This window comes from Gilliamella sp. B3817 (assembly GCF_026536705.1).
Lineage (GTDB): Bacteria > Pseudomonadota > Gammaproteobacteria > Enterobacterales > Orbaceae > Gilliamella > Gilliamella apicola_I.
On sequence record NZ_JAFNNV010000008.1, the window covers coordinates 1 to 14,928 of the forward strand.

11 protein-coding genes are annotated in these 14,928 nt (G+C 33.6%); 8 read left to right on the top strand and 3 right to left on the bottom strand.

Annotated features, from left to right (window positions below; all coding sequences use genetic code 11):
- Positions 1 to 623 (top strand): autotransporter outer membrane beta-barrel domain-containing protein (locus tag J3U36_RS09160; protein ID WP_267385889.1); only part of this gene is annotated, 623 nt, incomplete at its 5' end.
- Positions 624 to 1,045: 422 nt separating this feature from the next.
- The gene (locus J3U36_RS09165) at positions 1,046 to 3,646 is read left to right on the top strand and encodes an autotransporter outer membrane beta-barrel domain-containing protein (RefSeq protein ID WP_267385890.1); all 2,601 of its coding nucleotides are present in this window, start codon (positions 1,046 to 1,048) and stop codon (positions 3,644 to 3,646) included.
- Between the two features lie 137 nt (positions 3,647 to 3,783).
- On the opposite strand, the gene J3U36_RS09170 is transcribed toward J3U36_RS09165, so the two are convergent.
- A complete protein-coding gene (locus tag J3U36_RS09170) occupies positions 3,784 to 5,175 on the bottom strand; it encodes an MATE family efflux transporter (RefSeq protein ID WP_267349680.1) in 1,392 nt (463 codons plus the stop codon).
- Positions 5,176 to 5,538: 363 nt separating this feature from the next.
- Between J3U36_RS09170 and yejK the strand changes: the two genes are divergently transcribed.
- The 5 genes from yejK (at position 5,539) to J3U36_RS09195 (ending at position 11,090) form a co-directional block, all read left to right on the top strand.
- Positions 5,539 to 6,543, top strand: coding sequence for a nucleoid-associated protein YejK (gene yejK / locus J3U36_RS09175; protein ID WP_267377846.1), 1,005 nt, complete (start codon positions 5,539 to 5,541; stop codon positions 6,541 to 6,543).
- Positions 6,544 to 6,586: 43 nt separating this feature from the next.
- Positions 6,587 to 7,429: a deoxyribonuclease IV gene (gene nfo / locus J3U36_RS09180; RefSeq protein WP_267377848.1), complete on the top strand. Its 843-nt coding sequence runs from the start codon at positions 6,587 to 6,589 to the stop codon at positions 7,427 to 7,429.
- Between the two features lie 325 nt (positions 7,430 to 7,754).
- Complete coding sequence (locus J3U36_RS09185; protein WP_267385891.1) at positions 7,755 to 8,762, top strand: hypothetical protein; 1,008 nt, start codon at positions 7,755 to 7,757, stop codon at positions 8,760 to 8,762.
- 170 nt (positions 8,763 to 8,932) lie between these two features.
- Positions 8,933 to 9,940, top strand: a complete 1,008-nt coding sequence (locus J3U36_RS09190) for a hypothetical protein (RefSeq protein WP_267385892.1) — start codon at positions 8,933 to 8,935, stop codon at positions 9,938 to 9,940.
- Positions 9,941 to 10,502: 562 nt separating this feature from the next.
- Positions 10,503 to 11,090, top strand: coding sequence for a hypothetical protein (locus J3U36_RS09195; RefSeq protein ID WP_267349672.1), 588 nt, complete (start codon positions 10,503 to 10,505; stop codon positions 11,088 to 11,090).
- Positions 11,091 to 11,197: 107 nt separating this feature from the next.
- Here J3U36_RS09195 and yccS read toward each other — a convergent pair whose 3' ends face one another.
- On the bottom strand, positions 11,198 to 13,342 hold the full coding sequence (gene yccS / locus J3U36_RS09200; protein ID WP_267380094.1) for a YccS family putative transporter: 2,145 nt from the start codon (positions 13,340 to 13,342) through the stop codon (positions 11,198 to 11,200).
- Positions 13,343 to 13,797: 455 nt separating this feature from the next.
- On the opposite strand from yccS, the gene J3U36_RS09205 reads away from it, so the two are divergent.
- Entirely contained in the window at positions 13,798 to 14,124 is a 327-nt protein-coding gene (locus tag J3U36_RS09205; protein WP_065558000.1) for a Grx4 family monothiol glutaredoxin, read from the top strand.
- Between the two features lie 41 nt (positions 14,125 to 14,165).
- Here the strand turns inward: J3U36_RS09205 and rnt are convergent, their stop codons facing one another.
- Complete coding sequence (rnt, locus tag J3U36_RS09210) at positions 14,166 to 14,849, bottom strand: ribonuclease T (RefSeq protein WP_267349667.1); 684 nt, start codon at positions 14,847 to 14,849, stop codon at positions 14,166 to 14,168.
- Positions 14,850 to 14,928: the final 79 nt, after the last annotated feature.

The following is a 14,928-nucleotide window of genomic DNA, read 5'->3' on the forward strand; positions in this document are numbered from 1 at the left end:
GTGATGGCAGTGTTAGTGGTTATAACTTAGGGGTTTACGGTAACTGGAATGCACAAACCAATGGTGAAGGGCTTTATGTCGATACATGGGCACAATATAGCTGGTTCAAACATAAAACTTCAGTTCATTTATCAAATTCAAGAAACTATTCAAGCAAATATAATGGGAACGCATTAAGTTTATCTGCTGAAGTTGGTTATGGATTAATTGTCCTTGAAGGCGATGAGAAAAACTGGTTACTTGAGCCACATGCTCAAATTGGTTATACCTGGTTAGACAGTGATAAGTTTAATTTAGGTCGTGCAGGTAAAGTTGACAACATTAACGCAGATGGTGCGCAATTACGCCTAGGTGCACGTTACTATGGTCAAAGCACAAAATCGGGTTACGGCGTGTTACCATTTATTGAAGCAAACTGGCTATATGATTCATCTTCACCAGAAGCGAAAGTAAAAGGAAAACATGTTGACTCAAATCAAGGTAAAAATTACGCAGAGTTTAAAGTCGGTGTGAGTGGAAGCATGACAAAATCACTAAGTGCTTATGCTCAACTTGATACTCGATTTGGCTCAGATAAATATTCACGAATTGGTGGACAACTAGGTTTAAATTATTCATTCTAACAATAGTAATATCTTAGTAAATACAAAGCAGTACGATTTAGTACTGCTTTTTTATAGAAAAAAGATATGTGATTCAAACTAAATTGAAAAAGGGGATATTTAGCACTGACTAAATAAAGAATTTAGTCTAAAAAAAATCATAACATGAACAATATATTGAAAAAAAAAGATTGCTAATTGATTATGTATTTTAAACGCAGAATATGAAAATTTTGTGCAAAAATAATCAGTTTGTTAACTTTACATTAACTTACAATTAACAAAAAAAACAATTAATTATAATTATATTACGCTTTTTATTAGAAATTTTCGATAGATTAAATGTTGATTGATCGCTTAATCCGATCAATAATGTTTTTTACATAAGTCTCTTGAATCTTAGTGACTATGTTTAATATTGTAAAATGAAGGAAATTTAACAAATGAATAAAATTTATAAAGTTTTGAAAAATAGACAAGGAATTAGTCTGGCAGTTTCGGAATTAGCCAGAGGAAGAGGTAAAAAAACTAAATCAGTATTAATTAATGCCACAATTCTTGGGGCTTTATCTGTTTTATCTTCCGGCAATGCTTTTGCTGCACGTGTTAATATAGATACCAATCAAATTATTAAAGGTGATGACACTGGAACTTTGCCTAATGGCGTAGTCAGCAATGATGAATATATCATTGGTCAAAACGGACATTTAACAATTAGTGATAATGGTACATTAAAAATTAATAGAATTATAGTGGCACATGATGTAGATACTTCTGCTCAATTTACACTCGACAATGGTCATTTCATTAACTCTACTGGTGATGCTTATTTAGGATCTCAAGGTAACGCTAATATTCTTATTACTAATGGCGGCACTTTTACCAATACTGGATGGTCTTCATTACGTATAGGTCATTCTAGCACTTCTAATACAACTTTAACTGTATCAGGTAAAGGCAGTACAATAAATCAAGTTAACTCACAAGATATGGGGATTGCCGGCGACGGTAAGGCTGTAGTTAATATTTTAGATGGTGGTGTTATTAATTCATCTCGAGCTACATTTGTCGCAAGTGGTAATGGAAATGCGATTATTAATATTGACGGTGAAGGTTCTGCTTTTAATTCAGGTGGTATGCGAGTAGGAACGCAATCAGCTGATAAAGATGGCTATGGTGAAATTAATGTGACCAATGGTGGTAGTTTAAATATTGCTGATGGTGATGCAGGTACATACAACAAGCTAGCTATCAGAAATGGTAAAGTATTAATTGATGGTAAAAATTCTCAATTGAACGTGATGTCTGAAATTATCGTCAATGAGGGTGGTAATCATTCTGCTAGTTTAACCGTTGCAAATGATGCAGCCATCAAAACTCAAAAAGGCGATAAATCTGGTGAGGATCTCGGTATTCGAGTTGATCAAAATGGCGCCCTTAATATCGGTGGCGAAGTTGGAAAAGCCGCTGAAAAAGCAGGTTCTATTGATACGCCAAAAGTTGGATTAAGAAATGGTGGTAAATTAAATATTAATCATACTAACACTGATTATCAAGTAGGCTGGGATATTGATGGAAATGGGGATGTCAATGTAATCTCTGGTGATAACTTTATTAGTGGTAAACATACTTATGAAGGAAACACTAATATAACTGGTGGTTCTTGGAATGCGAAAGCCGAGAATGTCTTTAGCGAAAAATCTAACTATAACGTTGATAAGAAAGGTTCACTTAATTTAGAAGATCATAACCAAACAATTGGCAATTTAGTCAATGGTGGGACTATCGATTTAGGTAAAGACTCAGCAAATACAGTATTAACTGTCAATGGTGATTACCGTGGAGAAGATGGCAAACTGAATATGTATGTGGATACAGAAAAAGGTGAGTCAGATAAACTTGTCGTAAAAGGTAATACGTCAGGAAAAACCAATATTGATATAACTGAAATCGGCCGAGGAAATTCAGAACGCGGTAAAATCAATCTAGTTGATGTTGTCGGTCAAGATGATGCTATCTGGAATATCATTGAGAAAAAAGATAGTGAATTTGACTATACAATTGGACGTGATGAAAATGGCAAATTAGTCATTGAATATACCAACGCATTTTCAAATGTTTATAAATCACCGATAGTAGCATCAGTATTTGGTAACCAATTAGCGGCATTAAATATGTTCCGTCATAGTGCTCACGACCGTGATACCTCAATTTATGTACCGGATTCAAATGTTTGGATGCGTTATAGCTATGACCGAACTCAGACTGATATGTTTAATGGTAGACAATCAATAGACATGAAGACATCAGTGATTGAAATGGGTGTGGATGTATTATCTTTAGACCAATTTAAAGTAGGGGTTTATGGTGGATACGGTCACAGCTCAATAGACACTCAACAAAAACACAGTAAACGTAACGGTGATGGCAGTGTTAGTGGTTATAACTTAGGGGTTTACGGTAACTGGAATGCACAAACCAATGGTGAAGGGCTTTATGTCGATACTTGGGCACAATATAGCTGGTTCAAACATAAAACTTCAGTTCATTTATCAAATTCAAGAAACTATTCAAGCAAATATAATGGGAACGCATTAAGTTTATCTGCTGAAGTTGGTTATGGATTAATTGTCCTTGAAGGCGATGAGAAAAACTGGTTACTTGAGCCACATGCTCAAATTGGTTATACCTGGTTAGACAGTGATAAGTTTAATTTAGGTCGTGCAGGTAAAGTTGACAACATTAATGCAGATGGTGCGCAATTACGCCTAGGTGCACGTTACTATGGTCAAAGCACAAAATCGGGTTACGGCGTGTTACCATTTATTGAAGCAAACTGGCTATATGATTCATCTTCACCAGAAGCGAAAGTAAAAGGAAAACATGTTGACTCAAATCAAGGTAAAAACTACGCAGAGTTTAAAGTCGGTGTGAGTGGAAGCATGACAAAATCACTAAGTGCTTATGCTCAACTTGATACTCGATTTGGCTCAGATAAATATTCACGAATTGGTGGACAACTAGGTTTAAATTATTCATTCTAATAATAGTAATATCTTACTAAATACAAAGCAGTACAATTAAGTACTGCTTTTTTTATAGATAATTATTAATAACATCAAAAACGATACAACTGTATGGCTTAATCTAACCTAATAACCGATTCTAAACAGCTGAAAAATTATTCATTTAGTTTTGATGAACAATCTCGATTTTTAATGGATTTAAAATAACAATAGAGCACAATATAGGCCGTTCCTGTCGATAGCAGATCTGCTGTTGGCGATGCTGCCCAAACACCATCAAAACCAAAGAATAGCGGTAAAATATATAACGCAGGTAATAAAATTAAAATCTGCCTTGAAAGACTTAATAGGATCGAAATTTTTGCCATGCCAATACATTGGAAAAAGCTTGTTGTCACCATTTGGAATCCAACAAAAGCAAACGAAAGTGTCGTATAGCGAAGCGCTATAGCTGATAAAGAAACCAAATCCTGTTCAGAACTAAAAGCACGAACAAGTGTATCGGGAATAAAAAATCCCAGTATAAATCCAATAGATGTGACCACCGTTGCAACCTTAACCGCATAAAAAAACGTTGCTTTAACTCGTGCGTAATTTTTAGAACCATAATTGTAACCAATTATAGGTTGCATGCCTTGATTAATACCGATGACTATCATAATAATTAAGGTAATAAGTCGATTTGCATTTGAGTAAGCTGCGATAGCATCATCGCTCGATTCATGGGCTAATGGTGCATAGTGATTAAGTTGCCAGTTGATAAACACAACCACAACGGAAGCGGCAATTTGCATAGCAAAAGGTGACATCCCGATGGATAGGATCGCTTTGACAATTTTTAAATTAAGTCTGAAATTGCGTAGATACAATTTAATATTGCTGTTTTTACTAATAAAATGCTGCATGACAAACAGAAAACTTATCAACATAGATAGTGTGGTTGCCAGAGCAGCCCCTCGCATACCCCAACCCAAACCAATAATAAAGATTGGCGCTAAAATTATATTAGCAATAACGCTGACAAACATCGTTACCATCGCTTTAAACGGATAACCACTTGCACGCATCATATTATTATAGTTAAACGTCAATGTCAGGAAGATACTGCCAGGTAAAAAGACTTCTAAAAATTCTCTGGCATAAGTGTGATTAACGGGACTTGACCCCACAAACCGTAATACGGGATCAACAAAAAAAAGCAATAATGACAATGTTAAACCACTTAATAGCGCAGTTAACATAAACGAGGTACCGGCAACTTTTTCTGCCTGATCATTTTCGCCTCGCCCTAAAAAAATTGATATTCGGCTAGCAGAACCTATTCCAACTAACATACCTATTCCTGCCGCAAAATTCATGACTGGCAAAATAAGCCCAGCGGCGCTGAGTGCTTCACGTCCAATCCAATGACCGATAAAAATACCATCAATAATGTTATATAACGTATTAACAATTGTTCCTATTACCGCAGGCAATGCATATTGCCAAAATAATGAACTGATTTTTTTATTTCTGAAATCATTATAAATATCTTTGGAGTGAGCCATAGTTATTCTTACCACAATAAGGTTTTTTAAAAGTTATTTGTTTACAATATAGTTTAATATATTATTTAAAGTCAGTAATGTTTGCTAGTTGAATTAGCAAAATTCGTTACTTTGACGATTTATCAAACCAACATTTAAAATTAATATTCAATTAATACCAGTAAATTTTTTTAAGAAAGCGAGTCATCGTCATCTATTGTAGCCTTAAATGGTAAGAAAGCTTAAGTAGATAAGATGTTATTGCCGATTTTGGAATGTTTATCTCATATAAGTCAAACAGGTTTTCATTTGTTGATAGCACTTTTTCAGTGCTTTGGTAAAATATATCATAATTTAATACTGCGATCCAAATAGGAATCCCTAATGAGTGTACAAATAGAAAAAGTTATCTTGCATAAATTAATTAGAAAAAGCGATACTGAAATTGAACTACAATTGCGTGACTCGATGTTAAGTAATCAACAAGCTGTGGTTAATTTAATTGAAGATATAAACCGTATTTATAATAATAAAAGTAAAGCATATGGTCTGTTCAACGAAGAAAGTTTATTTGAACAATCCCTTAAAGAATTACGGCTTGGCAACCAAGATTTTTTACATTTTAGTCAAGAATCTACCAAACAGTTACGCAATGAACTGGCTAAATATCCTTTTGCTGAAGGTGGCACAGTCGTTTTTTGTCACTATCGTTATTTAGCCATAGAGTATCTGATCATTGCGGTTTTAAATAGTTGTTCGAGTATGTTAGTCAATGAACAACTTGATATATCTGAAACACAATATTTAGATATTGATCATGCTGATATTATCGCTCGAATTGATATCACTGAATGGGAAACCGATGCAGATTCTAAACGTTACTTAACCTTTTTAAAAGGAAGAGTAGGGCGTAAAGTATCAGACTTTTTTATGGATTACTTAGGTGCAAGTGAAGGGTTAGATGCCAAAGCACAGAATAAAACTTTAGTGAAAGCGGTTGATGATTATTGTCAGGAAATGCAATTTGATAAACAAGACAAAGTTCATGCACGTGAAAATGTTTACAATTATTGCCAAGCTCAGTTGCAAGCCGGTGAAGAAATTGAGCTTAAAAATCTCGCCAATGAATTACCAACTCATGGTGATAACAATTTTATGGAATTTGTTAAAAACAGTGATTACGATTTGGAAGAAACGTTTCCGGTTGATCGTAGTGCTTTGCGCCAACTTAAAAAATTCTCAGGAAGTGGAGGGGGATTAACATTAAGTTTTGATTCCGATCTCCTTGGAGAACGAATTAAATGGGATCCGCAAACCGATTCATTAGTGATAAAAGGTGTGCCACCTAACTTACGTGATCAGTTGCAACGCAATAGTGGTTCAAACTAATTATACACTCCCTTTTTTAACACAATTATCAGGATTCAAAAGTATGAAATATGTTGGCGCGCATGTGAGCGCTTCTGGTGGGGTCGATAACGCCCCAATCAATGCTTATCAAATTGGTGCAACTGCTTTTGCGCTATTCACCAAAAATCAACGTCAATGGCATGCAAAGCCACTTGAAAGCGCTATGATCGATAGCTTTAAAAAGCGCTGTGAAAAATACGGCTTTACTAGTAAACAGATATTGCCTCATGATAGTTACCTTATCAATTTAGGTCATCCGGATAGTGAACAACTTGAAAAATCACGCACCGCCTTTTTAGATGAAATGCAGCGCTGTGAGCAACTCGGATTAACGTTACTTAATTTCCACCCGGGTAGTCATTTAAAACAGATATCAGTTGATGAATGCCTCAGCCGGATTGCTCAATCCATTAATATTACGTTAGATAAAACTAACAATGTGGTTGCTGTAATTGAAAATACCGCAGGTCAAGGCTCTAATTTAGGTTACAAATTTGAACATTTGGCACAAATCATTGACCAAGTGGAAGATAAAAGTCGCGTTGGTGTCTGTATTGATACTTGTCACGCCTTTGCTGCCGGTTATGATTTACGTACTGAAAAAGCCTGTCAAGAAACGTTCGCCGAATTTGAAAAAATTGTTGGTTTTGAATATTTACGAGGCATGCATTTAAACGATGCCAAAAGTGAACTTGCCAGCCATGTTGACCGCCATAATAGTTTAGGAAAAGGGAACATTGGTGAAACGGCTTTTAAATATATTATGCAAGATCCAAGAATTGATGAAATCCCGCTGATTCTCGAAACTATCGATCCGGATATTTGGGCGCAAGAAATTGCATGGCTAAAAGCACAGAGTAAATAAAATTAAATTAAAAAATGCCAATGAGAAGAGCAACTATTCAAAGATTTACTGCCAGTGGTATTTTGCTTTGAATAGTTCGCATTTAGCTGTGAAGGTCTCGATTTTATTGTGCCTGAAAAGGATAGGATAGCATTGAAATGTGATAATCGCTATTAAATGGGACTTTCAAGACATTATCCAGTTAAAATTTGACCAAAGTACATTGGTATTTGAAAGAATTACAATAACAATAAATGTAATAGGAAGGCACACAAAGTGTGCTAAAACAGTGAATCAGACAACCAGTAGCCTAACGTTGTCTTATAAAAAGTGCATAGGAAATAAAATGAAAAAGCAGTTATATTTATTATTGATGAGTTTTATCACATTGTTATTACTCAGCAATTGCAGCACCAACACCAATTCGGATAAATCTGAAACATCTGGATCGAACATAGAAGTAATAAAAGATGTCGAGATATATTATGTGGAGAGCGTCGAATATCTCGACCCTGATAGGATATTTTTTCATGTATCGTTATCGGAAACTTTACCGCCTGATGCTGACAAGAAAATACTACCTGCCAATCTAACCCCAAAAAAATATACATTAACCGACAAAGAACGTAAATTGTTTATGAAAATGGCAGGGATTGCAGAAGATGCGTATTTCTGGATTTATGATTACACAAACAATCAGCTCTACTCCTATCCAATTTTATCTATGGAAGCAACGGCGATATTAGATTCTTATAGATCCGATCGTTCGCCTCCTTATGATACGGAAGATTATCGAATTGGATTCGACTTACCGCAAGATTTATTGCCAAGGTTTCGTTCAAATTATGATTTATTCGTTTCTATAACAAAAGACAATCCTTTTGCACAAGAACAACTTACACCACTTGACTGGCGGTTAATTCCAAATGCAAATTATCCTGATACAGGACCAGATAAATTATCAAATAGAAATTATGGAAATCTCCCGAAGTATCTAAAAAGTTACATGGCCAATGCGAATAATATGACTTTTTATGTTCAGGATTATGTAGATGAAAAAGAGCCACAACTACGGGATATTTATAAAATTTTTGAAAGAGAGCTTCTAGTTGTAGATAAAGAAGGTAAAACTCTTTTTAAAAGGCGCATGTATCAATCGGAAGGAACCTCATTAGTTGGGTTAAACAATTACCATGATTATGAAAATGAAAAATTCCAATGGGCAGGACAATTATTCAAAGATTTACCCCCAGTGGTATTTGGTTTTGAATGGTTTTCATTTAGCTGTGAAGGCCTCGATTTTATTGTGCCTGATAAGGGCGGGATAAGATTTAAATGTGATAATCGCCATTAAATGGTACTTTCAAAATATTATCTAGTTAAACTTTAACCAAAGTTTGTTGGTGTTTGAAAGAATTACAATAAAAATAAATGTAATAGTAAGGCACACAAAGTGTGCTAAAACAGTGAATCAGACAACTAGTGGCATAACGTTGTCTTATAAAAAAGTGCATAGGAAATAAAATGAAAAAACAGTTATATTTATTATTGATGAGTTTTATCACATTGTTATTACTCAGCAATTGCAGCACCAACACCAAGTCGAATACATCTGAAACTTCAGGATCGAACATAAAAGTAATAAAAGATGTTGATATATATTATGTGCAGAGCGTCGAATATATCGACCCTGATAGGATATTTTTTCATATATCGTTATCGGAAACTTTACCGCCCGATGCTGACAAGAAAATACTACCTGCCAATCTAACCCCAAAAAAATATACATTAACCGACAAAGAACGTAAATTGTTTATGAAAATGGCAGGGATTGCAGAAGATGCGTATTTCTGGATTTATGATTACACAAACAATCAACTCTACTCCTATCCAATTTCATCTATGGTAGCAACGGCAATATTAGATGTTTTTAGATACGAAGGTTCCCCTCCTTATAATACGGAAGATTATCGAATTGGATTCGACTTACCGCAAGATTTATTGCCAAGGTTTCGTTCAAATTATGATTTATTCGTTTCTATAACAAAAAATAATCCTTTTGCACAAGAACAACTTACACCACTTGATTGGCGGTTAATTCCAAATGCAAATTATCCGGATACAGGACCAGATAAATTATCAAATAGAAATTATGGAAATCTCCCAAAGTATCTAAAAAGTTACATGGCCAATGCGAATAATATGACTTTTTATGTTCAGGATTATGTAGATGAAGAAAAGCCACAACGACGAGATATTTATAAAATTTTTGAAAGAGAACTTCTAGTTGTAGATAAAGAAGGTAACACTCTTTTTAAAAGGCGCATGTATCAAGGTGAAAGTAGGTCATTAGTTGGGTTAAATAATTACCATGATTATGAAAATGAAAAATTCCAATGGGCAGGACAATTATTCAAAGATTTACCCCCAGTGGTATTTGGTTTTGAGTGGTTTTCATTTGGTTGTGAAGGCCTCGATTTTATTGTGCCTTACAGGGACGGAATAGAATTTAAATGTGATAATCGCCATTAAATGGTATTTTCAAGACATTATCTAGTTAAAATTTAACCAAAGCACATTGGTATTTGAAAGAATTACAATAAAAATAAATGTAATAGGAAGGCACACTCAGTGTGCCAAAACCGTGAGCTCGACAACCAGTAACAATAATTTATCTTAATAAACGGCATTGGCAGTGAAATAAAAATAATAATCACTAAGATTTTATTGGATATGGCATAACGCATTATTAAATTGATGTAATACACTTAAAACATTTAATGATCATATAAATTTAAAAATTATGGTCATAATATATTGAAAAAAATCATTAAATCAGTAAGATATTTTTTGAACTGAAAAGGTAAAAATATACAATAGCGAGAATATACTATTCGTTTTTTTATATTTTTTTGAGTTGTTGTTACATAAATAAGAGTATAATTGCCTAAAAATAAATACAATAGTTAATGGTATCAAAAAGTTTTTTTCTATGTTCATTAGATTGTATTGTATTTAGACAGATTAATCATAATATAAAAACATTATAGTTTAACCCTATACGCTTAAATATTTTTAAAATCAAGGATGTAGTATGAGTTATATTCAAAAATTATTTAGAAACATTGGTATTTTAGTTGTTGTTACACTATTAAATTTTGTTTGTTATGCAATAGCTGCCCCTGCATCAAATCTATCTGATAATGAACAAATAGCCAAAAATGTTGAAGTACGTGAGTTAATCTATATTGATTATTTAAAAGAAAAAAAACGTTTTGCCTTTATCCCTGTCACTGATGATTTACTTAAACATGGTGGTCGTTCAATAGAAGCTTTTTTCTTAAGTCATGCAGAGCAAAATCATACCGATCCGGTAAGTGCAGAATACAAAAAAAAATATTACCGTATTGAAGGTAAAGACTATGAAATATTTATAGCTAAATCAGGCTTATCAAATTCAGATTTTGTCTTCGTGTTTGATAAAGATTCGAAACAACTTAAGTCATTTGCATTAAATGAGTTGAATGCTATAGCAATAATTAGCCCTGATCACTCTATTAAAGATAGTGGTCCTTATTTTGAATCCGATTTTTTATTTGGATTTGAAATTGATGCTGATAAATTAAAGGATTTTACCAATCCATTAGTTTACATTGGTAAAGAAAATCCATTTATTCATTAAAATTACCTTGAAGCATTCCAAAAATTTTTATTAGATGTTTGAGAATATAATTAATTGTATTGACCAGATTCATTAATGATCCTCAAACATCTAAATTTTCTAAGCAATCAGTTTGTTGGTTCTTCTAACTCCACTACTAAATGAATGAATTCTGGCAAAATGTCTAATATTAATGCCAGTTGCTGCAAAACCAAAATATCATTGGTGTTTTGTTCGTCATTAATGGAAATGGTTTCAATATAATTTGAAATCATTTTTTTCATGACTTGTTCATTTTCATCGATTTTTTTATCGTTTAAAAGATTGATGATATAGACTGCTAGATCATCAAATAGATCCAATGTATGTTGAGCAATGATTTTATCTCGGTGCGAACCTAATGTTGAAAGATAGCTGATTAAAGTGTGATTAAGCGTTAATAAACGGAAACCCTGTTCAATCACGTTTCGATTTACATGAGGTTCTTTTGTCATCAGACTAATCAATGTCGATAGGTCAGCATTACTATCGTGGGCGGCGCGTCTTGCTAATCGATATTTTGGGTCATTGGTTTTACCCGTTAAATATTGACTTCCAATAAGCGCCAGATAGTGACTATCATCATGGCAAACGCGATCAATTAGTTTGGTTAAATTTCTAAACTTCCAGTCTGGCCAAATAAAGCTAACAGCAAACCATGCAATAAAACAGCCTATCAGTGTTGCAATAATTCGTAGGATAGCAACTTCTACACTATTTTCGCCAATTAAACTGAAACTAAAAAAGACTAATAATGTAATAAATGCGGTAGCGTAAGCATATTGAGAATTTTTAAATAAGAAAAATAGCCAACCAGTTATGATGATTAAAATTAACTGTTCAATGATGCTTGGAAATAGATAGGTTAACGGAATGCCGACAATAATACCCAAGATAGTACCAAGAATACGTAATTTTAGTCGATATTTAGTCGTTGAATAGTTTGGTTGGCAAACAAAAAGACTGGTAAGGATAATCCAATAACCATGAGAAAGATTAGAAAAATAAATGATGATATAGCCAACAAACAGGACAATACTCATACGTATTGCATGACGAAAAAGGGAAGACTTGAGAGTTAAATTATGCTTAATTTTAGCAAAAATATCATAGAAACTTGTGAGTTCCTCATCAATTAATTCATTATTTTCTTTGTCTTTTGAAAGATGTTGTTCATTATCAATATTTGCTAATAATAAGTCGATAGATAACAAATTTTGATAAAGATTTTGTAGGGATTTAACCAGTAAGGCTTCCGTTTTATTTTTAGCTTGATAATGGGCAATAGCTTCTTCTAAATATGAAAAATGACGAGCAAATAAGGAATCATGCTGATAAGTTTGATTCATTTTAATGGCAACAGCTAATTTGGCACATGCTTTTGATTGTAAATTCAAAATTCGTGCAAAGCGAAATAAAATATCACTATGTTTAAAATGTTGACTTAGCGCTTGATAATCACCATGTGAAGAGCTTGCTCGCTCATGAATATCTTGAGCAACAAAGTAATAACTAAGCATTTTTTTCACATATGATTGGCCTTGATAAGCTTTTAATCGGTTAAAAAGAGCGTGTTTAGCCTGATTAAACACATTAATCAATTGATTGTTACATTCGGTTAATTCTAATGTTTGACTTTTAAATTCATGAGTTTCATCTGGGTCAAACATCGCTGCTTTAGCATCAAGGTAATGACTTAATTTTACAAAACAAGTTGAAATAGTCTGTTGGGTCGTTCGAATCGGCTGAATGAGAGATTCAATCAAAGAGACAATGTTATACCATAAAGCGCCGAGTAATAAATAACAAGGTAGCGTGTAATTATCATCAAATAAATTATGCCCTAACATGGTATAGGCTGCGATCAATAACGATCCAAAAGCAATCACACCATAACGTTGACCCAAAGAACCAAGCATAATGAAGATAAATGTTGAACTCATTAACCCTATAATGAATAGAAGTGGAATATTAAATAATAGTTCGACAGAAAAGGTAGCAATTGCAAAACACACTAACGTTAATAAAATATTTATACATCGGCTTAGTAAACGTGTATCAATTTCGGATAATCCTGCTGCCACAACACCCAGTGTTAAAGGAATGACATACGACACATAGCCTAAGTACCAAGGAACCAAGGTTGAACCTGTTAAACTGATTAACATACGAATACTAAAAAGTAGATTACTACTATAAAAGACTTTACGTAAAGTTAAGATTATTGGATGCACGATGTTTTTTGAATTGAATGTTAGTTACTGTAAATGTAAGTAGCATACTATATTGTGTCAATTTGTAAAAGGGCTGAGGCAACTTGCTAAAACTAATGTTTTGATTATTTGTGTTAACTAAAGTTAAATTAAAATATATCATTGACACAAAAGTCATTGCTAAGTGAGATCTCATTATTAATGAATGCATTTATTACACTAATAGGTTAAGCCTTTTATTTATTTGTTTGGCTTCTTTTAATGCAAAATAAAACCATGTTACTCACTGAATTTAAAGTAATTTATCTGCTCATGTCCCGATTGATTACTGACTTAATTTATCTACTAATGACGTAATTAAAGGTTATCATTACGTCAACTAAATGGGTAAGAGTATAACTCGCCTTATTTCTAAGTTAAAATACGACGTAAAGTAGATATTAAATAACAAGGAATAAATCGTTATGACAACTGAAATGACAACACTTGATAAGATAAAAAAACAAATTGCAGAAAATCCTATCATTCTGTATATGAAAGGCTCGCCTAAATTACCGAGTTGTGGTTTTTCAGCACAAGCAGTACAAGTATTATCTCAATGTGGTGAGCCTTTTGCGTACGTCGATATTTTACAAAATCCCGATATTCGTGCTGAATTACCAAACTATGCAAATTGGCCTACTTTTCCACAGTTATGGGTTGAAGGTGAACTAGTAGGGGGATGTGATATTATGATCGAAATGTTCCAAACTGGTGAACTGCAAACATTAATAAAACAGACAGCTGAAAAACATAAAGCTTAAAAATAGACACATTATTTAAATAAGAGAGTTTAATTACTCTCTTAAATCTCTTGAACTTCTTCATCTATTGAACTTGGCTCGAGTTGAGGCAATGGCCAGCCTCCTAATCGCTTAAATCGATTCACTATTTCACAAAATAAAATAGCGGTTTTTTCGGTATCATAAAGTGCAGAGTGGGCTAACTTGTGATCAAAAGGAATGCGAGCAAGTTCACATGCTTTTGCTAGAACGGTATGCCCAAACACTAAACCACTCAGTGCTGCAGTATCAAAAGTAGCAAAAGGGTGAAACGGATTACGTTTAATATTGGCTCGTTCTGCTGCTGCCATTAAAAAACTATGGTCAAAGTTTGCATTATGCGCAACCATAACAGCACGATTGCAATCGTTTGCTTTAATTCCCGATCTAACCATTTTAAATATCGCTTCAAGCGCCATTTTTTCGTCAACAGCTTGTCTTAATGGATTGTCGATATCAATACCATTAAAAGCTAAGGCACTCGGTTCTAAAATTGAGTTTTCAAATGGATTGACATGAAAATGAAGGGTTTGGTCTGGAATCAGCCATCCCTCTTCAGTCATTTGTAGTGTGATTGCCGCAATTTCTAGAATAGCGTTAAGTTTTGGGTCAAATCCTGATGTTTCTATATCTATTACAACAGGATAAAAACCACGGAAGCGTTCACATAATTTAGCATTTGGCACAATAGTTGTCTTATTTAGCATAAAATAAAATTATTATGCCAGTTTTTACCGTATTCGCCTAGTTTTACCTTCGATTCAGCACTGTTGAACTCGAAAAAAA